Here is a 20,123-nt window from a genome sequence, read left to right as displayed (position 1 = left end):
CAGCAGGACATACGGTTTTTATTATAAAAAAAGGCGTCATGCGACGCCTTTTTAGCAGGATCAGAGACCGGCAGCCGCCCGAAGTGCGTCAGCCTTGTCAGTCCGCTCCCAGGTGAAATCAGCTTCTTCACGGCCGAAGTGACCGTAAGCTGCTGTCGGGAGATAAATCGGACGCTTCAGATCCAGCATATCAACCAGTCCGTGCGGACGCAGGTCAAAGTATTCACGTACCAGCTCGCTGATGCGATCATCAGAAACCTTGCCAGTACCAAAGGTGTTAATGGAGATAGAAGTCGGCTCGGCAACACCAATCGCGTAAGAAACCTGGATTTCACACCTGTCAGCCAGACCTGCCGCCACAATGTTCTTGGCAACATAACGGCCGGCGTAAGCAGCGGAACGGTCAACCTTGGACGGATCCTTACCGGAGAAGGCACCACCACCGTGACGAGCCATACCACCGTAGGTGTCAACGATGATCTTGCGCCCGGTCAGACCACAGTCACCTACCGGGCCACCGATTACAAAGTTACCGGTCGGGTTGATGTGGAACTTGGTATCTGCATGCAGCCACTCGGCAGGCAGTACTGGCTTGATGATCTCTTCCATCACGCCCTGGTAGATATCGGACTGGGAAACTTCCGGGTTGTGCTGGGTAGACAGAACAACGGCATCGATAGCAACAGGCTTGCCAGTGGCATCGTAACGCAGGGTTACCTGACTCTTGGCATCCGGGCGCAGCCAGTTCAGAGCGCCGCTCTTGCGAACTTGCGCCTGACGTTCAACCAGGCGGTGAGCGTAAGTGATCGGAGCGGGCATCAGAACGTCGGTTTCGTTGGTGGCGTAACCGAACATCAGACCCTGGTCACCGGCACCCTGTTCTTTCTCTTCGGTTTCGTCAACACCGATGGCGATATCTGCAGACTGTTTGCCGATCGCGTTCAGAACCGCAACACACTCACCGTCAAAACCCAGGTCACCGTGGTTGTAGCCGATATCGGTCACAACCTTGCGAACCAGCTCTTCAATATCGACATAGGTGCTGGTGCGAACTTCACCGGCAACAATAACCATGCCGGTTTTAACCAGAGTTTCGACAGCAACTCGAGACTCCGGGTCATCCTTCAGCATGGCATCCAGAATGGCGTCAGAAATCTGGTCAGCCACTTTGTCCGGATGACCTTCGGATACGGATTCTGAGGTAAAGAGGGAGTACTCAGCCATTTTGATTTCTATCCTTACAAGTCAGGAAAGTAAAAGTCGGGTTCCACGTCAGCAAAGCCTTGCCGGAAAAACCTTGTTCAATAAGCAATGTCTAAAAACTCAGGGCTAAACCGGGCGAATAAAACGCCGCACCTGGATCTGGAAACCATTGCGTAGCCCGAGGTATTGCGACTCCTCAGGCTTTAGCCCGGCGCTTTCTGCCCAGGCTGTTAGTTCATCAACACTGAAGCCAAGCCATAAATCTCCGCAGAGATCCCGGGTCCAGTGCTGGTTGTGCTCACCCAGCTCACTGATAAACAAACTGCCGCCGGGTTTCAGTACTTTGCCGGCGGCGATAAATATGTCAGATGGTGTCGGTACGTGATGTAACACCATATTAGCTACCAGACAGTCAGCCTGTAGCTTTTGTCTGACCAGTGAATCGAGCTCGCCAAGCTGGAACTCGACATTCTCAAGCTTTTCCCGGTCACTGGTCTGTTGTGCCAGTGCCAGCATCTCATCAGAGTTATCCAGTGCAATTACTTTGCCAAAGCGGCTGGACAACGTGGTCAGGAAAGCGCCTTCACCGGGCCCGAGTTCAATAGCGGTGTTCTGTTCCGGAAAAACAGAACGTTCCAGCAAGTCTTCAACACCCCGGGCATAAAGCTCATGGTCGGCAATCAATTCCTGATGCTTGCGAAAAGCCTGCAGGTTGCGGGTAAAAAATGTCTGTGACTGCAGGGCCCGCTGTTTCTGGGTTTCAGTCAGTTTCTGCTGTACTTCTTCTCGAAGTGGTAGCGGATCCAGTGTTTCAAACAATGCCTGAATAACAGCAGCGTATGGCCCTGAAGTCGGCGGCAGGGCACGACGATAAAAAATAGCATTGCCTTCCCGCCGTGTTGTCACGAGTCGGGCATTGGCCAGAATCTTCAAATGGTGGCTCATGCCGGACTGCTTGGTGGCAAAAATCCGGGTCAGCTCCAGTACACCAAGCGACTCGGTCTTAAGCAGTCGCAAGATTTCCAGACGCAGGGTGTCTCCTGCTGCTTTATGTAACGCGGCAAGTTCAGTGCAGGGGGAAACTTCGGTTTCCATGCCCTTGTTCTCTTTTGAGCGAGAGTTTTGGAGAGAATTTTTTGCCAGCTTAACGTTCATGGTGTGGAGTCTAGCAATTACATCAGTCTATATCAAAATATTTTGATATAGATTTTCAGCTTCTTCTTATTGAGACATTAACTTTCCATATCCCAATCCGGATCCTGACTATTTTTATCTTGCTGCCACGGGTTCAGAGGCCAGAAAAACCATGAAGTTTGAAGACCTCAGAGTTGGAGACATCCTTTTTTATGACACCTTGGGCCATCCAACCCGGGTTACTGCAGCCCGGGCGGCAGTGGCCCGGGGCGGGCGGCCTGCGAGTGAGTGTGTATCGATTACCCATGTTGCCATTGTGGGGTGTATCAGTGGCGGTGTGCCCTGGCTGGCGCATATTTCGGAACAGGGGCTGATCTTCAATCCGATCAATATCACCAAATATGAATACAAGGGCTTTGCGTATCTGGCATACAGAATGCGCTATGACGAAGATGAGTTTCTGGCAACAACGGCTGGCAGCACAGCAAAATCCTGGGCCCTGTTGAATACGGATGCAGAATTTCACCGTAAGGATGATATCGGTGCAGATATCACTGATTTTGAAGATACGCTGGTCGATCCGGTTGTGACGGGTAATGTCGTGACGGTAAAAGGTGCTTTCAGCCAGCTGAAACCCTATATCGCGGCATTCAGGTCATCCTCTTTCGGTTCCGGTGCACGTAGCTATGTACGTTATCTCAGCCAGAATTGTGTGACGGATATTCCGTCAGAACTGAGACAGGGAGGCGGGCCGCTGTCGGGAATGTTCTGCTCCATGTTTGTCATAGCGGCTTATCAGACGGTTATGGGGGAGCAGCGAAGCAACCTGATGTTGGCACTGGATGCCCGGACAACCCTGCCGTGGACCCTTGAAAGGTATGTGCGGGGATGTATCAGTTGGAAAAGACTGGGTTACCTGGATTATTTCCGCGGACTGCTCGGTGAGAATATAGATAACTGACATGAGTTGCAGTGTTGGTTGATTCTTTGCAATGGCAGGTTCAAGAACAGCGCAGATCGGGATACAATACGCGGCTTCAATTTTACCTCATCTCACCGGGAACCATGACAGCGACAATTTGTGACCTTCCTGTTGCTGTGAAGTCCCCGGCTGTTTATTCAGGAGTCCTGATCAGATGACCTCCCGTCTCGAACGTGCCAATGCGATCCGTGCACTGAGCATGGATGCCGTTCAGAAGGCTAAGTCCGGCCACCCGGGCGCCCCGATGGGCATGGCGGATATTGCAGAAGTGCTGTGGGGAGACTTCCTCAAGCACAACCCCGCCAACCCCGACTGGATGGATCGTGACCGCTTCGTGCTCTCCAACGGCCATGGCTCCATGCTGATCTACTCCCTGCTGCACCTCAGCGGCTATGACCTCTCCATTGATGACCTGAAAAACTTCCGTCAGCTGCACTCCAAGACCGCCGGTCACCCGGAATATGGTTATGCACCGGGCATTGAAACTACCACTGGTCCTCTGGGTCAGGGTATCGCCAACGCAGTTGGTATGGCGACTGCTGAAAAAGTACTGGCTGCTCAGTTCAACCGTCCGGGTCACGACATCGTTGACCACAACACCTACGTATTCCTGGGTGACGGTTGCATGATGGAAGGTATCTCTCACGAAGTTTGCTCCCTGGCTGGTACCCTGGGTCTGGGCAAGCTGATTGCCTTCTACGACGACAACGGCATCTCCATCGACGGTGAAGTTGAAGGCTGGTTCACTGACGATACGCCGAAGCGTTTCGAATCCTACGGCTGGGAAGTTATTCCAGGCGTAGACGGTCACAACCCGGAACAGATCAAGGCTGCCATTGAACAGGCACGTGCTAACACTGACAAGCCGACCCTGATCTGCTGCAAGACCATCATTGGCTTCGGTTCCCCGAACAAGGAAGGCAAGGAAGCTTGCCACGGCGCACCTCTGGGCGACGACGAAATTCAGCTGACCCGCGAACGTCTGGGCTGGACTCACGGTCCTTTCGAAATTCCTGAGTCTATCGCTGCTTCCTGGAATGCCCGTGAAAAGGGTACCGCTGCTGAAGCTGACTGGAGCGAGAAGTTCTCTGCTTATAAAGAAGCTCACCCTGAACTGGCTTCCGAGCTGGAGCGTCGCGTTAAGGGCGACCTGCCGGAGAACTTCGCTGAAGAAGCTCAGGCTTACATCCAGAAGCTGCAAGAAGAAGGCGCGACTGTTGCCAGCCGTAAAGCTTCCCAGAACACCCTGAACGCTTTCGGTCCGCTGCTGCCTGAATTCCTGGGTGGTTCTGCTGACCTGGCTGGTTCCAACCTGACTCTGTGGAGCGGTGCCAAAGGCGTTTCCAAGGAAGATCCGGCTGGTAACTACATGTTCTACGGTGTGCGTGAATTCGGCATGACCGCGATGATGAACGGTGTTGCCCTGCACGGTGGTTTCGTACCTTACGGCGCGACCTTCCTGATCTTCATGGAATACGCTCGCAACGCCCTGCGTATGGCTGCCCTGATGAAGCAGCGTGCGATCCACGTTTATACTCACGACTCCATCGGTCTGGGTGAAGACGGCCCGACTCACCAGCCTGTTGAGCAGCTGGCAAGTCTGCGTACCACTCCGAACATGTCCATGTGGCGTCCGTGTGACACCGTTGAATCTGCTGTTGCCTGGAAGTCTGCCGTAGAACGCAATGACGGCCCGACTGCACTGATCTTCTCCCGTCAGGCGCTGCCGCACATGGCGCGTGACGAAGCTCAGCTGGCTAACGTTGCCCGTGGTGGTTACGTGCTGCGTGACTGCGAAGGCACTCCGGAAGTGATCCTGATTGCTACCGGTTCCGAAGTCGGTCTGGCAATGGAATCTGCTGACAAGCTGGCTGCTGCCGGTCGCAAGGTGCGCGTTGTATCCATGCCGTCTACTGACGTCTTCGAAAAGCAGGACGCAGAATACCGTCAGAGCGTACTGCCGCTGGAAGTCACTGCCCGTGTTGCTATCGAAGCCGCTTCTGCTGACTACTGGTACAAGTATGTTGGTCTGGACGGACGCATCATCGGCATGAACTCTTTCGGTGAGTCTGCTCCGGCTGGTGAACTGTTCAAGATGTTCGGCTTCACCGTTGATAACGTTGTAGCTGCTGCTGAAGAGCTGATGGACTGATTGATCTTTCACTGATCGATTAATCCAGATAAAAAAAGGCCGGTTTTATACCGGCCTTTTTCGTTCTACCGAATACCTTCTCTCTCTATGAGATAGCCTTCGGGCTACAAGTCGAAGCCTGCCTGCGCCATATCCCGCGTTACTGCCAAAGTGCTTCCTGCCTGAAAACAAAAATGACAGGGCAATATCTTATATATAACTCATCGTTTTAATGGCATCTTCCGGTATAACACAACAACCCGGCACATCTTTCTTCTGTGCCGTACAGGCTCTCTTCTCCCTTCTTGCCGAGCCTGTTACAGACCGGGCCATAAATTATGATAAAGAACCTTGATAACCGGAGGGAACGGCTGCTTCTCATCCTGACTTTAGGCGCACTCACTTCTCTGGGGCCGCTTGCTATCGACCTCTACCTTCCTGCGTTGCCGGCAATTGCGGCAGATATGGGAGAGCCTCTCAGCCGGATTCAGATGACACTCAGTGCCTACACTGTCGGCTTTGCTATTGGGCAATTGTTGTACGGACCATTGTCTGACCGCTTTGGGCGGGTTCGGGTAATGATGCCCGGGCTGGTGTTTTATATCCTGACCAATATTCTTGCGGCATTCTGCACCGATGCGACCCAGCTCAGTATTGTTCGGGTATTGCAGGCGCTCTCCGGTGCTGCTGTGATGGTGACGATTCCGGCCATGATTCGGGACCTGTTCCCAAGAGAACAGAGTGCGAAAGCCATGTCATCCATCATGATGGTGATGACAACCGGGCCGCTGGTGGCACCATTAATGGGCGGGCAGTTGCTACGTTTCGGATGGCAGAGTCTGTTTCTTTTTCTTGCCGTTGCGGCCTGTTTCACTCTGTTGCTGGTCATCTTACGGGTGAAAGAAACCCTTAAACCCGAGCAGCGAATTGAAATTTCTCCTCGCAAGCTGGTCAGTGCCTACGCCTGCGTTCTGAGTCATCGTCAGGCAATGGGAGCCATGCTGAGCCAGTCATTTTTCTTTGGGGGTATGTTTGCCTTTATTACGGGCTCGCCGTTTGTCTACATTGAACTGTTTGGTGTTCCGGCTGAATCCTATGGGTTTTTGTTTGGCGCCAACATTATCGGAATCAGTGTTGTAAATATGCTGAATATTCGCCTGATAGGTCGGGTTGAACTGTTCAGTCTATTACGCGCCGGGTGCATCACTGTGGCATTGGCTTCATCAATATTACTGCTGAATGCATACACCCATGTTGCCGGCTTGTTTGGTATTGTGGTTCCTGTTGTCATCTATGTTGGCTGCATGGGTCTGACCGGACCTAACTCCAACGCCATCGCTTTATCATACTTTCCAAAAATGGCCGGTACTGCCAATGCACTGGGTGGCATGATGCGGTTTTCGATTGGCGGACTGGCTTCTGCTGCGGTGAGTGGACTGCATAACGGTACTGCAATTCCGATGGCTGCCGTCATGGCCTTCTGTGGCCTGGGTGCCGTGTTGTCATTGCTGCTGATGCGCAGGCCGAAGGATATTGTGGATGATATCAATGCCGAGCAGCAGGAAGTGGCCGCCTGAGAAACATTCGGTTAACTTCAGTCAGGGATTGAAATGCATGCACTCTGATGTAATGCCTGACTGCACATAATGTTTCAGTACGGGGCAGAGTGGCCATCTGTCCCCGACACTTAACCAAAGTCGAAGTAACAAACGACCTTTTTGTTGAGAGGCTTCTGAAACCGCTTCAAAGGCCGTTCGCTTGTGAATAATGGTATGGTTATTCCAGATAGCCCAGTCCCCCGGCTGCAGTCTTATGCTGTGAACCATATCTTCCCTGCCAGAGATAGCTTCAAACCAGTCCAGTGCTTCTATCTCCTTGGCTGTCAGGGCAATATTGCGAGCCTCGGCAGCGAATTCAATAAATGCCCGGGTGCAGTAGCAGCTCAAAACATCTTCGTGCCATGAAAAAACTGGAATTCTGAAATCAGTTGCACCACTTTTCTGATAGGGCGAAGCATAGTGAAAGCCATCGCACAGGACAGGTAATACGTGCGGTGCCTGTTTCAGTAGTTCATCATAAATTGCATAAGAACTGATAAAGGATGTTACACCGCCTGTTGCCGCTGACCTGACACCCAGCAGGCTGACGATATCGCCCCGGTCAGTATGTAGTGACAGAGCTTTACGACTTAAGTATCCCCGGGCATGAGGTACCTCACCCTCGACATCTTCGACCCGCCCGAACAATTCGCCTTCCAAATCCTGTGGGACCAGCTCACCTAACTGTTTACCGAGCTTACGATACAGGGCATCACGTTGTTGACTCGTTAGCTCATCGACAGGAAAACCTCGCAGAATCAGCAGCCCGTTACCGAACAGCACCTCGGATTGCCAGCTCAGGATATCTACACAAAGATCCTGAAATGCTGACATGCCAGTCGAGTCTGTGTCACAGGCCGCCTGTTTCAATAAAGCTTGCTGCTTCGGAGTCAGTTCGGTGATGAAGCTATCCAGAGAGCCAGTTTTTTGAAGCCATACTTCAGGGACGGGTTGATGCTGCACTTCCATGCCCTCTTATGTATTGGATAAGTGATGCCAAGCCGTTTACTATCCGCCGGAATCTGTCCTTTTCGAGAATAGTCAGAGAATCAATATGGCTGAGACTTCAGTTAAGAATAAACCTCTGCGACTGGCAATAAATGGCTATGGCCGTATTGGTCAGTGTGTTCTGCGCGCGTTATATGAAAACGGTTACCGTGACAGGATGCAGGTTGTTGCTATTAATGAACTGTCCGATATTGAGACGCTGACCTATCTGACCCGCTACGATACAACCCATGGTCGCTTTCCCTGTGAAGTCAGCCATGATGCTGAATCCATCACGGTCAATGGTGACCGCATCCGGTGCTTCAACGAAGCGGATCCTCGCAAGCTGAACTGGCGGGATCAGGAGTTTGATCTGCTGCTGGAATGTTCCGGCTCATTCACTGACCGGGAAACGGCACTGCAGCATATAGAAAGCGGTGCGCCCCGGTTGCTGTTCTCTCAGCCAGCAAAGCCGGATGTGGATGCAACCATTGTTTACGGGGTCAATGAGTCGGCAGTAAAAGCCGGGCACACGATTGTGTCCAATGCTTCGTGTACCACCAACTGTATTGTGCCGGTTCTGAAAACATTAAATGATGCGGTGGGAATCGACAGTGCTGTGATAACAACCATTCACTCGGCCATGAATGATCAACCGGTTATTGATGCTTACCATAAAACCAATATGCGTCTGACCCGGAGTGCGCTGCAATCTATTATTCCTGTTGAAACAGGTCTGGCTAAAGGTATTCACCGGATGCTGCCGGAACTTGAAGGAAGAATTCATGCACTGGCGATGCGGGTGCCTACAATTAATGTCTCTGTTATGGATTTGACGGTTAATGTCCGCCAGGAAACAACCGCCAGTGAAATTAATCGTTTATTCCGGGAAATGGCTGCGGGGCCATTAAAGGGGATTACCGGTTATACCGAAGAGCCTCATGCTTCTGTTGACTTTAACCATGATCCGCGTTCCGGAATTGTTGATGGAACCCAGACCTGTGTGAGTGGTGGGCGAATGGTGAAACTGATGTGCTGGTTCGATAATGAGTGGGGTTTTGCCAATCGAATGTTGGACGTCAGTGAAATCTGGCTACAGCAGGTTAAATAATCAACAGGGTATATGATCAAAAGTTTGTCTGAATCAAATTGATATCAATAACGGGTATTTACTGGATACCGGTTGATTTGAGTTTATGCTAATGTAGCGCAGCTTTTGAATCCTTTCTGCTGTTCTGTTTGTTTTGCAAATGTTGTTAATTGTATTGAGGTCGTGAGCTTTTGATCGAATTAACAAAATCCCCCGCAAACAACCATGAATGAAGCGACTTTGTTTTCATTTTCGATCTGATGAGAACAGAGTTTTATGGCACAGAACAACAGCAAGGCTTGTCTTACGCGAGGAAATTGCACTTATGACCGTCGTCAAAATGACCGAGCTGGATCTGTCCGGAAAGCGGGTACTGATCCGTGAAGATCTCAACGTGCCGGTAAAAGATGGCAAGGTAACCAGCGACGCCCGAATTCTGGCCTCTCTGCCGACTATCAAGCACGCGCTGGAAAGCGGTGCCCGTGTGATGGCTACTTCCCACCTGGGTCGTCCGACTGAAGGTGAATACGACGAAGCATTCTCCCTGAAGCCGGTTGCTGACTACATCGGTAACCTGCTGGGTCGTGAAGTTCGCCTGATCAAGGACTGGTTGGACGGCGACTTTGAAGTGGCTGAAGGCGAACTGGTTATTCTGGAAAACGTTCGCTTCAACGCTGGTGAAAAGAAGAACAACGAAGAACTGTCCCGCAAGATGGCTGCCCTGTGTGACGTTTACGTGATGGATGCTTTTGGTACCGCTCACCGCGCCCAGGCTTCTACCCACGGTGTTGGTCAGTATGCTCCGGTTGCCTGTGCCGGCCCGCTGCTGCAGGGTGAGCTGGATGCACTGGCCAAGGCGCTCGATGCTCCGGCCAAGCCGATGACTGCCATTGTTGGCGGTTCCAAGGTTTCCACCAAGCTGACCGTACTGGAATCCCTGTCTGAAGTTTGCGACCAGCTGATCGTGGGTGGCGGTATTGCCAACACCTTCCTGGCGGCTGCTGGCAAGCCGGTTGGCAAGTCTCTGTACGAAAAAGATCTGATTCCTCAGGCTAAAGCCCTGATGGAAAAGTGCGACATTCCGCTGCCGATCGACGTGGTTGTGGGTAAGAAATTCGATGAGAACGAGCCGGCTGTGATCAAAATGGCTGACGACGTTGCCGAAGACGAAATGATCTTTGACGTTGGTCCCCAGACTTCCGAGCTGTTCGCCAACATCCTGAAAGATGCCCGTACTATCGTATGGAACGGCCCGGTTGGTGTATTTGAATTCGACCAGTTCGGCGAAGGCACCAAGGCTATGTCTCTGGCAATCGCTGAATCTCCGGCGTTCTCCATTGCCGGTGGTGGTGACACCCTGGCGGCTGTCGACAAGTACGGCATCAAGGAGCAGGTATCCTACATTTCTACCGGTGGCGGTGCGTTCCTCGAGTACGTGGAAGGCAAGAAACTGCCGGCCGTTGCCATGCTGGAAGAGCGTGCGAAGTAATTGAAGAAAAGGGACGTTGTGCACGTCCCTTTTTTATTGGTTCTCTGACTGAATTTAGTGAAAACAGGATTTAACCATGTCCCAGAAGATTCTTGATGCAGTAAAGCCTGGCGTTATCACCGGTGACGACGTTCAGAAAGTTTTTGAAATCGCCAAGGCCAACAACTTCGCGCTGCCGGCTGTCAACGTTGTCGGTACTGACTCCATCAACGGTGTACTGGAAGCTGCCGCCAAGGTGAAGTCTCCGGTTATCGTTCAGTTCTCTAACGGTGGTGCTTCCTACTTCTCCGGTAAAGGTCTGAAGACTGAAGGTCCTGCCGGTGCCCTGGGTGCCATTGCCGGTGCCAAGTACGTTCACGCTGTTGCTGAAGCCTACGGTATCCCGGTAATCCTGCACACTGACCACGCTGCCCGCAAGCTCCTGCCGTGGATCGATGCTCTGCTGGACGCTGGTGAAGAGTTCTTCAAGCAGAATGGCAAGCCGCTGTTCTCCTCTCACATGATCGACCTGTCCGAAGAGTCTCTGGAAGAAAACATCCAGACCTGTGCCGAGTATCTGAAGCGCATGTCCAAGATGGACATGACGCTGGAAATCGAACTGGGCTGCACCGGTGGTGAGGAAGATGGTGTGGATAACACCGATATGGACAGCTCCCTGCTGTACACCCAGCCGGAAGATGTGGCTTACGCTTATGAAGTTCTGAGCGCGATCAGCCCGCGTTTCACCATCGCTGCTTCCTTCGGTAACGTACACGGCGTATACAAGCCGGGTAACGTTCAACTGACTCCGAAGATTCTGGACAACTCCCAGAAGTATTGCTCCGAGAAGTTCGGTCTGGCCGAAAAGACCCTGGACTTCGTATTCCACGGTGGTTCTGGCTCTACTCTGGAAGAGATCCGCGAAGCAGTGTCCTACGGTGTAGTGAAGATGAACATCGACACTGACACTCAGTGGGCGACCTGGGAAGGTGTTCTGAACTACTACAAAGAGAAAGAAGCTTACCTGCAGGGCCAGCTGGGCAACCCGGAAGGTGCTGACAAGCCGAACAAGAAGTTCTACGACCCGCGTGTATGGCTGCGTGCCGGTCAGGCTTCCATGGTTGAGCGTCTGGAACAGGCTCACCGTGACCTGAACAGCGTTGACGTGCTGTAAACATTCGGCAATAAATTAATTGCACAGTACTTTTATTGTGCAGCTTGTTGCGCGGAGAGAAGGGCGGTTTTATACCGCCCTTTTTATATTTGTGATTCACGGTATGCTGCCTTTATAAAAACACCGTAATGGAAGCAGCGAGCTGAGTCCTGACATGGTTGTTTCTGTTTTTACTTCTGGCTGGAAGCCTTGCTATGCCTCGAGTTGTTGCCTCACTGTCTCCCGATGCGCCTGATTTTTCATTTGAGCGTCTGTCTCCCTTATTGCCGCCCTTCGAGTTTGAGCAAACCCGGGAGGTATGCGAGGAAATTGCGGCTTATCAACGCTACTACCAGATTGATCTGGGTGAACAGATAGGGGGTGTGAGCCAGAAATCAGGCTGGCTTGAGCTTGAAGGCTATCGTATTGCCGTAAACCTGTTTCAACCTGCCCACAGTAAGGGCACTGTTTTTGTGCTTCACGGTTACTATGATCATTGTGGGTTATATGGGCATGCCTTTCGTTTCTGGCTGGAGCAGGGCTTTACGGTATTAGCCTATGATTTGCCGGGGCATGGGATTTCATCAGGTGCCCGGGTAGCTATCGACTGTTTTAGTGAATACCGGAAGGTATTGAAATCCATTCTCGATTTATCCCGACAGCAGTTACCTGAGCCTTGGTATTTGATGGGACAAAGTACCGGTGGAGCAATAATTACTGATTATCTTACACATGAAGAAATTAAGCCGGAAAGCAGCCCGATAAAAGAAGTAATTCTGCTTTCTCCGCTGGTAAGACCTGTTCACTGGAAAAAAGCCGCACTGCAATATTTGCTGGTTAATAAACTGATAAAAGCAGTCCCAAGAAAGTTTGGTAACAACACCCGGGATGAAAATTTCAAAAAGTTTGTAAGGGGCATGGATCCACTGCAAAGCCGGGTTGTGCCGGTCAGTTGGGTTGGTGCTTTAAGAAACTGGATTAAAAAAATCGAGCATCTGGCTTTTCAAAGCCCATACCATCCAGCGGTTGTTCAGGGAGACAATGATTCTACTGTCGATTGGCGTCACAATATGGAAGTCCTGAAGCGGTTGTATGCTGCACCCGACATTTTGATTTTGCCGGGCGCAGGACATCATCTTGTGAATGAAACATCTGAAACGCGCAACGATTTTTTCCGGTTTATTTCCGATAAGCTGTCACTGTGATGACGGGCATATGGGATGGCACTGATTGCCTGTAGTTATGGAAGTCCTGGAGCTTTAGTGATTCCGGGCCGTATGGGTATTAAATATCCTGTCGGGCAGAATCTGTTATCGAATTGCGCTTATTGTTCCACAACGCAGTCAGTGCGTTTCTTGCCGCTTTTTTCCAGATAGACCTGAAAGTCCTTGGGAAGACGTCCAGTGGTTGAACCATGCCACTGGACAGTATCGCCAGCCTGGTCAACATACTCGAAGGTAAATTTTTTGATGTTCCGTTTTTTACGTGCCGGAACGGTGGCTTTTTCAGGGTTATCCCCAAAATCGTCCAGTGTCAGTCCGTGATGGGCCATCACTTTCTTGATTTCTTCAATACTATTTTGTTTTTCCTGACGGCGTAGTTCTTCTTTCTTCCTGTGCTGGTACTTTTCCTCAAGAACTTCGTTCATTCTTGAAATCATACTTTCCATGTCTTCGAGATGAACATCCTTAAATAGCGACCGAATACGGGTTTTACTTCCAAGGCGGTGAATGACTTCTTCAAAAATATTCATCTTATAAACCTGTTATGAATCGGCAGCAGGAATTCTAGTAAATAGGAATGATTGCAGCAATTTTTAACAAAAGATTTTTTTGTTTCACTCCTGAACCCCCCCTTTAATAGGGGCTAACAATAAAACGTAAAGTGATTGTTTTAATAAGTTATTAAAATAACTGTTACTTTGGCACGATAAGTCTTAATTAAGAGGGTAATTATCGGCATGGCTGGTCATTTGTACTAGCATTATTCTTATTGAGTCCTGTATCCGTTAGAGGCTCAAATAGCTTCCGGATATGAAGCTTTCATGTATGGAGCTTTCATATATGGAATAAGAGGCGCAGGGAGATTGGCGCAAGGATATGCTCAATAAACTGTTTCTACCATCCATCTCTATTCTGCTGGTCTATGGTTTCTGGATCAGTCCTGAGTTCAGTGTTATTGCGGCAGGCATCGCGATTTTCCTGTTGGGCATGGTTTATCTGGAGCAGGGCTTCAAGGTATTTACCGGAGGCCTGCTGGAAAAACTGCTGCACCGTACCACGGATAAACTGTGGAAAAGTGTCAGCTTCGGGGTTTTCAGCACTGCACTGTTACAGTCCAGCTCGCTGGTATCCGTCATCATTATTTCCTTCCTGAGTGCCGGGCTGATCAAGCTGAATCAGGGTATTGGTATTGTGCTCGGGGCCAATATTGGTAGTACTGCCGGTGCCTGGCTGGTGGCGCTGTTCGGTTTGAAAATCAAGCTGTCAGCCTATGCCATGCCGATGCTGGTGTTGGGGCTGATGCTCAAATTTCAGTCTGGCAAAAAAATTTCCGGTTTAGGCTACCTGCTGCTGGGTGTCGGCTTCCTCCTGCTCGGCATCCACTATATGAAAGATGGGTTTGAAGCCTTCAGCAGTGAACTTGATTTGGCCAGATTCCAGATGGAGGGGCTGGCAGGTGTTCTTATCTACATTTTTATTGGACTGGCTGCGACCGTTATCATGCAGTCAACCAATGCCACGATGGTGTTGGTGTTCTCTGCCCTGATTGCCGGAAACCTGAGCTATACCAATGCGATTGCAGTGGCGATTGGCTCAAATATTGGTACTACGGTGACCGCTGTTCTGGGGGCTTTAAGTGCCAGTGCCGAAGGCAAGCGCCTGGCTGCAGCGCATTTGATCTTTAATGTGGTGACGGCGGTTACCGCTGTCACATTCCTGCCACAGCTGATTCTGGCTGTGGATAGTATTTCCAGCCTGATGTCGATTGATGATCAGGATTACACGCTGAAGCTGGCGGTGTTCCATAGTATTTTCAATATTATGGGGGTGCTTCTGATTCTGCCTTTCTTCAAGGTAATGGTGGCCTGGCTCGACAGCTTGTTCGACAAGAGTGACAGCCGTGAACTGCTCGATCTGGAACATGAAACCCGGACCAGTGCTTTTGAACGAGCCTACTATCTCAATCGTGCTGTGTTCAGCTATCCCGACGCTGCGTTGCGGGCAATGCGGAAAGAGTGTGCCCACCTTTATCGCAACACACTGGAAATTATCAGTTATGCCATTTATCTCTCGGGTGAAAAACTGCGGGAATCGGATGATCTGGAAGAGCTTGTGAATAACTGGGTCCGTCCACAGCAGGACTGGACCATTGACGAGTTGTATCAGCGCCATGTGAAAGGTGTTTATGCCGATATCATTCGTTTTGCCGGCACGCTGGAAGGTCGGATGACACCCAAACAGGCTTCTCAGCTATTTGCTATCAAGGTTGCCAGCCGGGGTTTTGTACAGTCTATCAAGCAGGTCGCACTGATTTATGAAAATGTTGGCGAACATGTGAAGTCGGATAACCGCCAGGTAAGAGAACAATACAATCTGCTACGTCTGCGAGTGGCCAGAGTCCTGAAGCAGATTGATGAACTGGGTGTAGGCCGCAAGCATGATGAGATTCTGTCCCGGGCCCGGCGCCTGAAGCGGGTTCTGCACCGGCAGGATACTCAAACCAATAACCGGCTCAACGAATTATTGCGTGGGCGGCAGGTTGACTCCTATATTGCCAGCTCGCTGCTGAATGACAGTGCTCATATACATGACGCCTGCACCAGCTTGATTGATAGCGCCGTGGCGATTCTGACTGGTGTCAGTGAAGAAGTCGGATTGTATGAAGCCAATGCTTATACCGGGTTCCAGTCCCGGATGCAGGAGCAGGAGTAAACGCTGGAATTTATTTTATAAAAGCGATCTAACAAAAAAGCCGAACGCTGGATTTTCAGGTTCGGCTTTTTTTACAGTTGAAAACTGTAATCAGGAAGCGCTGGTCTTGCGAGCAGCAGCTGGCTTGGCCTGAGCCAGAGCCTTAACAGCAACATTCAGTTCTTCAACCTGAGCAGTCAGCTCTTTGATGTCGTCAGAAGTGGAGTTGCTTTCCAGGTTCAACAGCTCCTTGATGCGGCTGATGTTGTCCTGAACCTTGTCTTTGGCTGCATCTTTCAGCTCGTCGATTTTACCGGTAGCGCGTTCGCGAACGGCTTCGCCGTCTTCTACCAGCTCTTCGAACAGCTTCTTGCCATCTTTGCCCAGCTTTTCATAGCGAGAGTAGGCACCCAGACCGGCCAGCCAGATTTTATCGTACATTTTATAAGTCCCCCTCAATAAAATGTCGTTGACCATGGAAGCCAACGATCGCCATTCTAGCACAAACGTACGTTTATGGTATTGATGTGCAAGAATATTCCCAGCGATCCAGATCAATCAGACGTCAATTGCCTCATTTTTGCTATCGTTGTCTGCATTTTTGATTCGGATCGGTACAACTTCACGTTCAGGCCTGATTTCCTTTTCAGGCATGGTTAGTGCCTTCTGAATTTCCCTGAAAGACTCTTCCAGGCATTCAACATAGAAAGAAGGATCGGGCAACATTTCCCGGCAGCTGGTAATACTGATCGTCAGCTTGCCGTTGTAGCCATAAACCAGATGTGTCAGGCCGACAGTTTCCCAGCAGGGGCCGGTTGCATAGAATCGCAACAGCTTTGAACCTGCCATATACAAGGGAATCTGCGGACCGGCAACATTGGCAATCACCGTATTAAACGGAGGGCGCACATGGTTGGCTGCGTTATAGCGTGATGCGGTGCGAACCATCAGGTTAAACACCGTGTTTGGCAACAACACGGAAGCGTCTTCGACCTCTTTGCCGCCCAGCGCTGACGTATTTTGTCTGCCATGTTCACTGGCGATGCTGATCATCTGCAATCGTTCACGAACGTCGGCAATATTGGTGTACAGCTTGGGGCAGATAAAGGATGTTGCTGCGTCACCTTTAATCCGGTGCTCGTGAGTTTTAACTGTAAACGGCAGCATGGCATTGAGTGATTTTTGAGGCAGCTCACCCTTGTCGGCCAGATATCGCCGCAGGGCACCGGAAATCACACCACTGACCAGATCTGTCAGGGTAAATTCCGGTGCGATACCGATCAGCTGCTTAAACTCTTTCAGTTCCAGCTCGGCAGATTCAAAGACGCGGTGTGGTGATACCTTGTCGTTGAACCGGGTATGGGGTGCCATACCGATAGAGCAACCCTTGCTTGAAAACAGCCGGCGGGCACTGGCTTTAACCAGCGCCGGAGAATATCTGGCAACCACTTTACCTGCCTGCATCAGACGTTTGGGCCGGTTGACCGTTGCGCGAGCCAGTAACTCCACAGACGTCGGAACCCGGTCAACAACCCAAGGCTGAGTCATTTGCGGCGGCGGTGTAGTCGGATCAAGATCATGCAGAGCAGCAATCAGACCCTGAGCCGCATCACAGTCAACCAGAGACTGATGCACTTTCAGAATCATGGCAAAGCAGCCACTGGGCAGATCCTTGACGTTATCCAGCCCGCCAATAATGTAGACTTCCCACGGTGGACGACTCATATCCAATGGTCTGGCATTGATCCGGGCTGCCTGAATACAAAGCTGACGCCAGTCGCCTGGCTCCGGCAGGGCAATGTGGCGCAGGTGAAATTCAATATCGAAATCCGGATCAGCAATCCAATAGGGATAATCCAGCCCGAATGGAACCTCCACAAAGCGGTTACGCAGTTGCGGTATCTTGTGAATACGGCTGGTAAAGTGCTGAATGATGGATTTAAAGCGCAGCTTGTCCCCACCGGGAATAGTGCTTTGATCGTAAATAGCAAGGCTCGACAGGTGCATCGGTGTGGTGCCTGTCTCCATGCTCATGATCGCAGAATCAAACGCTGATAACTGCTTCATGTGTTTCCCCCCTCGAATTTTATTAATCCGGCATGTCCTGCGTCTGTTGCCCTGACATTTGTCCCGAAATCAGAATACGCTTGCAGTGTTGTTATTGAATGAAGCTGCAGGCGGTGAATCTTCGGGTTATGTTTATTTTCAGATTCCCCCCGGACTCGAAAAAACGGGCTGCACGTCATGCCGATAATAATGATTCGCGTATGACTCTAACTTACATGCTAGGCCAGTCGCTTGTTGTTGTATTCTGATGCAAATCAAAAACAGGTCGAATGATAGGCTTTTTTATGATTTTGAGTAAGTCTTGAGGCAAGAAGTCGGGAGATGGAGGCAAATAATGCAAAATGAAAAGGAATGAAACCCCTCGGTGGGGGATTAGTCGGGGTTTCATTCGCTAAAACTGATCCGGTTTAACCTGACTGCGCACGGCAGCCTGAGTCAGAAAAATCAGGAACGCTTGTTAAGCGGGCAGGTATTAATTCCGAAGATTGAATAAAGCGGACACATTCCAACCAGACCTGTCACCAGAAAAATAGCGCCAATCCAGCCCCAGGGTGTCTGCGGACCGATGAAAACCAGGCTTATCAGAACAAGACCCAGTACAACCCGTACGGCACGATCAATACTTCCTGCATTCTTTGTCATTTTTTCACCCCGGCCTGTTATTGAGGTTAACTTTTCTGCTGTCAGGCAGCGACAGGGGGAGTTTAAAGGGATTGTATGTTTACCTCAGTGACAAAGTCACAGACCTGTTAATCACACCGGGCAGGCGTCCTTTAGTTCCGATGCCACTACTTCAATAGAGCCCCGGCCAAGGCGAATCTTTTGTTGTCTTTCCAGTGTCTTTAGATGACGACTGACCACTTCCCGTGCGGTTCCGATTTCGGCGGCAATGGTCTGGTGGGTAGCATGAACGAGATTATCGTTATCAGCATGTTTGAGCAGGTATTGCTGTAAGCGCCAGGGCACTGACTCCAGTGCTATCTGCTCAAGCTGGGTAATCAAATCCGCCAGTCGCTGGCTGAAACTCTGGAAAACAAAATCCCTGAACTCGCTGTCTGTGGCAATCAAGTTATTGAACTCTGCCTTGCTCAGCATGCAGATGCGTATTTCAGATTCGGTAATAGCTTCTGCAGGATAATGTTTATTTCCCAGCAGGCAGGAGGTTGTAAGGACACATATTTCACCGGGCTGAATCCGGTACAGCACCAGCTCTTTGCCATTTTCCGAGCTGGTAAATACTCTGACACTGCCAGACATCAAAACTACATAGCTGTTACAGGGTTGGCCCAGACTGAAAATTGTTTGCCCGGCAGGCAGAGTCTGTTGTCTGGCGGACGCGAGTACGGCGGGTAACCTGTTCATTATTTTACTTCTTGTCCGGAATTCATCCGGAGTGTGTCCGAAATGCTGACTTATGATGCAGCACTGAATTTATAAGGCTTCCAGTTATCTTCAGGCTGTGCCAGCCGGTCGGCAATAATCTCAAATATGCCGGGGCTCAGCGTCATACTGAAATGGCTGGCGGCAACCATAATATTCTCGGTATGTTCGCTCTCTTCCTGACGGGCGATATGGGGTGGCACTATAGCGTCACTTTTGGCAAAGATCGACGTAACATGCACATCTGGTACGTTTTTCAGGAACTCCTGAGGCTGAGCTACGTGAGGACTTTTCCGGTTCAGTACATTGGTAATAATTTCATACAACTTCCAGATGCTGGCATGCTGGGGAAAGCCGGCAATCGGACTGCCAAGGGTGATTACCTGACGTACAAGATCAGGCTGCATGCGAGCCGCTTCTTTTGCCAGCAGTCCGCCAAGACTCCAGCCAACCAGGCTGACCGGGCGTGAACTTTCTATATAAGCCCGCTTGATTTGATCACTTAGCTGCTCCAGCACATCCTGCTGTTTGGTCTCGCCAAAATTCAGTCCCAGCTTCCATGGCCGCGCATCATAGTCCAGCGCGATAAGTCTTTCGCGCAGTACTGTGGTGGCGCGGTCGCTGGTCATAAAGCCCGGCAGCACAATGACTGTGTGGCCATCACCATGCGGCAGACTTTGCTGCAGTTTGTCCCAACGTTTACTTTTTCGGACATCGGAAACGGCCTGGGTCAGATCCATGGCCAGGTCGAGTAGCGAGGGCTTTTTAACATTACTCATGATGTTGTTATTTCCTCGGTGTTACCCGGGTATTGCATGAAATGTCATGCTGCTATCTCTGTTGGCAGAGATATTTTTTATCTTTCTACTTTGTTGTTATATGGCGAATTGCGGCTGATTTCTAGCACTTTTGTGCTTGATCAGGAATTTTAAACGCTTTTGTCAGAGAAGAATGAGTAATAATGTCACTCAAGAAAGGGAATAAGTTACCCCCGCAGAATGGCCTGCAGGGGTAGT

17 protein-coding genes are annotated in these 20,123 nt (G+C 50.5%); 8 read left to right on the top strand and 9 right to left on the bottom strand.

Going from position 1 to position 20,123, the window contains the following annotated elements:
- Positions 1-60 precede the first annotated feature (60 nt).
- Complete coding sequence (metK, locus tag ACYZZ0_RS14310; protein WP_461537315.1) at positions 61-1,224, bottom strand: methionine adenosyltransferase; 1,164 nt, start codon at positions 1,222-1,224, stop codon at positions 61-63.
- A 105-nt stretch (positions 1,225-1,329) separates the two neighbouring features.
- Positions 1,330-2,298 (bottom strand): metalloregulator ArsR/SmtB family transcription factor, encoded by a 969-nt coding sequence (locus ACYZZ0_RS14305; RefSeq protein WP_461537314.1) that lies wholly within the window; start codon positions 2,296-2,298, stop codon positions 1,330-1,332.
- 211 nt (positions 2,299-2,509) lie between these two features.
- Here ACYZZ0_RS14305 and ACYZZ0_RS14300 point away from each other — a divergent pair, with 211 nt between their 5' ends.
- From ACYZZ0_RS14300 to ACYZZ0_RS14290, 3 genes are all read left to right on the top strand, one after another.
- Positions 2,510-3,298, top strand: coding sequence for a hypothetical protein (locus ACYZZ0_RS14300; protein WP_461537313.1), 789 nt, complete (start codon positions 2,510-2,512; stop codon positions 3,296-3,298).
- A 175-nt stretch (positions 3,299-3,473) separates the two neighbouring features.
- The gene (tkt, locus tag ACYZZ0_RS14295) at positions 3,474-5,471 is read left to right on the top strand and encodes a transketolase (protein WP_461537312.1); all 1,998 of its coding nucleotides are present in this window, start codon (positions 3,474-3,476) and stop codon (positions 5,469-5,471) included.
- Positions 5,472-5,788: 317 nt separating this feature from the next.
- Positions 5,789-7,027, top strand: coding sequence for a Bcr/CflA family multidrug efflux MFS transporter (locus tag ACYZZ0_RS14290; protein ID WP_461537311.1), 1,239 nt, complete (start codon positions 5,789-5,791; stop codon positions 7,025-7,027).
- Positions 7,028-7,048: 21 nt separating this feature from the next.
- On the opposite strand, the gene ACYZZ0_RS14285 is transcribed toward ACYZZ0_RS14290, so the two are convergent.
- Complete coding sequence (locus ACYZZ0_RS14285) at positions 7,049-8,017, bottom strand: TauD/TfdA family dioxygenase (protein ID WP_461537310.1); 969 nt, start codon at positions 8,015-8,017, stop codon at positions 7,049-7,051.
- Between the two features lie 85 nt (positions 8,018-8,102).
- On the opposite strand from ACYZZ0_RS14285, the gene ACYZZ0_RS14280 reads away from it, so the two are divergent.
- The 4 genes from ACYZZ0_RS14280 (at position 8,103) to ACYZZ0_RS14265 (ending at position 12,951) form a co-directional block, all read left to right on the top strand.
- Complete coding sequence (locus tag ACYZZ0_RS14280) at positions 8,103-9,146, top strand: type I glyceraldehyde-3-phosphate dehydrogenase (RefSeq protein ID WP_461537309.1); 1,044 nt, start codon at positions 8,103-8,105, stop codon at positions 9,144-9,146.
- A 304-nt stretch (positions 9,147-9,450) separates the two neighbouring features.
- Entirely contained in the window at positions 9,451-10,614 is a 1,164-nt protein-coding gene (locus ACYZZ0_RS14275; RefSeq protein ID WP_461537308.1) for a phosphoglycerate kinase, read from the top strand.
- Between the two features lie 76 nt (positions 10,615-10,690).
- The gene (fbaA, locus tag ACYZZ0_RS14270; protein WP_461537307.1) at positions 10,691-11,767 is read left to right on the top strand and encodes a class II fructose-bisphosphate aldolase; all 1,077 of its coding nucleotides are present in this window, start codon (positions 10,691-10,693) and stop codon (positions 11,765-11,767) included.
- Positions 11,768-11,961: 194 nt separating this feature from the next.
- Entirely contained in the window at positions 11,962-12,951 is a 990-nt protein-coding gene (locus ACYZZ0_RS14265) for an alpha/beta hydrolase (RefSeq protein WP_461537306.1), read from the top strand.
- A 119-nt stretch (positions 12,952-13,070) separates the two neighbouring features.
- On the opposite strand, the gene ACYZZ0_RS14260 is transcribed toward ACYZZ0_RS14265, so the two are convergent.
- Entirely contained in the window at positions 13,071-13,499 is a 429-nt protein-coding gene (locus ACYZZ0_RS14260) for an H-NS histone family protein (RefSeq protein ID WP_461537305.1), read from the bottom strand.
- Between the two features lie 346 nt (positions 13,500-13,845).
- Between ACYZZ0_RS14260 and ACYZZ0_RS14255 the strand changes: the two genes are divergently transcribed.
- Positions 13,846-15,681: a Na/Pi cotransporter family protein gene (locus tag ACYZZ0_RS14255; RefSeq protein WP_461537304.1), complete on the top strand. Its 1,836-nt coding sequence runs from the start codon at positions 13,846-13,848 to the stop codon at positions 15,679-15,681.
- A gap of 90 nt (positions 15,682-15,771) precedes the next feature.
- Here ACYZZ0_RS14255 and ACYZZ0_RS14250 read toward each other — a convergent pair whose 3' ends face one another.
- From ACYZZ0_RS14250 to ACYZZ0_RS14230, 5 genes are all read right to left on the bottom strand, one after another.
- Positions 15,772-16,101, bottom strand: coding sequence for a phasin family protein (locus ACYZZ0_RS14250; protein WP_461537303.1), 330 nt, complete (start codon positions 16,099-16,101; stop codon positions 15,772-15,774).
- Between the two features lie 117 nt (positions 16,102-16,218).
- The gene (locus ACYZZ0_RS14245) at positions 16,219-17,727 is read right to left on the bottom strand and encodes a wax ester/triacylglycerol synthase family O-acyltransferase (protein WP_461537302.1); all 1,509 of its coding nucleotides are present in this window, start codon (positions 17,725-17,727) and stop codon (positions 16,219-16,221) included.
- Between the two features lie 444 nt (positions 17,728-18,171).
- A complete protein-coding gene (locus tag ACYZZ0_RS14240; protein WP_461537301.1) occupies positions 18,172-18,369 on the bottom strand; it encodes a YgaP family membrane protein in 198 nt (65 codons plus the stop codon).
- A 111-nt stretch (positions 18,370-18,480) separates the two neighbouring features.
- On the bottom strand, positions 18,481-19,089 hold the full coding sequence (locus ACYZZ0_RS14235; RefSeq protein ID WP_461537300.1) for a Crp/Fnr family transcriptional regulator: 609 nt from the start codon (positions 19,087-19,089) through the stop codon (positions 18,481-18,483).
- Between the two features lie 50 nt (positions 19,090-19,139).
- Positions 19,140-19,886, bottom strand: a complete 747-nt coding sequence (locus ACYZZ0_RS14230) for an esterase/lipase family protein (protein WP_461537299.1) — start codon at positions 19,884-19,886, stop codon at positions 19,140-19,142.
- Positions 19,887-20,123 lie beyond the last annotated feature (237 nt).

The sequence above is a fragment of the Spongorhabdus nitratireducens genome (genome assembly GCA_947387575.1).
GTDB lineage: Bacteria > Pseudomonadota > Gammaproteobacteria > Pseudomonadales > Endozoicomonadaceae > CANDOC01.
This window is presented reverse-complemented; position numbering and strand designations above follow the sequence as displayed.

Excerpts from the sequence above, each read along its gene's own strand:
- ACYZZ0_RS14300 (WP_461537313.1), top strand. The coding sequence starts at position 2,510 with ATGAAGTTTGAAGACCTCAGAGTTGGAGACATCCTTTTTTATGACACC.
- ACYZZ0_RS14235 (WP_461537300.1), bottom strand. The coding sequence starts at position 19,089 with ATGAACAGGTTACCCGCCGTACTCGCGTCCGCCAGACAACAGACTCTG.
- ACYZZ0_RS14265 (WP_461537306.1), top strand. The coding sequence starts at position 11,962 with ATGCCTCGAGTTGTTGCCTCACTGTCTCCCGATGCGCCTGATTTTTCA.
- ACYZZ0_RS14285 (WP_461537310.1), bottom strand. The coding sequence starts at position 8,017 with ATGGAAGTGCAGCATCAACCCGTCCCTGAAGTATGGCTTCAAAAAACT.
- ACYZZ0_RS14290 (WP_461537311.1), top strand. The coding sequence starts at position 5,789 with ATGATAAAGAACCTTGATAACCGGAGGGAACGGCTGCTTCTCATCCTG.
- ACYZZ0_RS14230 (WP_461537299.1), bottom strand. The coding sequence starts at position 19,886 with ATGAGTAATGTTAAAAAGCCCTCGCTACTCGACCTGGCCATGGATCTG.
- ACYZZ0_RS14245 (WP_461537302.1), bottom strand. The coding sequence starts at position 17,727 with ATGAAGCAGTTATCAGCGTTTGATTCTGCGATCATGAGCATGGAGACA.
- ACYZZ0_RS14260 (WP_461537305.1), bottom strand. The coding sequence starts at position 13,499 with ATGAATATTTTTGAAGAAGTCATTCACCGCCTTGGAAGTAAAACCCGT.
- ACYZZ0_RS14255 (WP_461537304.1), top strand. The coding sequence starts at position 13,846 with ATGCTCAATAAACTGTTTCTACCATCCATCTCTATTCTGCTGGTCTAT.
- metK (WP_461537315.1), bottom strand. The coding sequence starts at position 1,224 with ATGGCTGAGTACTCCCTCTTTACCTCAGAATCCGTATCCGAAGGTCAT.
- fbaA (WP_461537307.1), top strand. The coding sequence starts at position 10,691 with ATGTCCCAGAAGATTCTTGATGCAGTAAAGCCTGGCGTTATCACCGGT.
- ACYZZ0_RS14305 (WP_461537314.1), bottom strand. The coding sequence starts at position 2,298 with ATGGAAACCGAAGTTTCCCCCTGCACTGAACTTGCCGCGTTACATAAA.
- ACYZZ0_RS14280 (WP_461537309.1), top strand. The coding sequence starts at position 8,103 with ATGGCTGAGACTTCAGTTAAGAATAAACCTCTGCGACTGGCAATAAAT.
- ACYZZ0_RS14240 (WP_461537301.1), bottom strand. The coding sequence starts at position 18,369 with ATGACAAAGAATGCAGGAAGTATTGATCGTGCCGTACGGGTTGTACTG.
- ACYZZ0_RS14275 (WP_461537308.1), top strand. The coding sequence starts at position 9,451 with ATGACCGTCGTCAAAATGACCGAGCTGGATCTGTCCGGAAAGCGGGTA.
- tkt (WP_461537312.1), top strand. The coding sequence starts at position 3,474 with ATGACCTCCCGTCTCGAACGTGCCAATGCGATCCGTGCACTGAGCATG.
- ACYZZ0_RS14250 (WP_461537303.1), bottom strand. The coding sequence starts at position 16,101 with ATGTACGATAAAATCTGGCTGGCCGGTCTGGGTGCCTACTCTCGCTAT.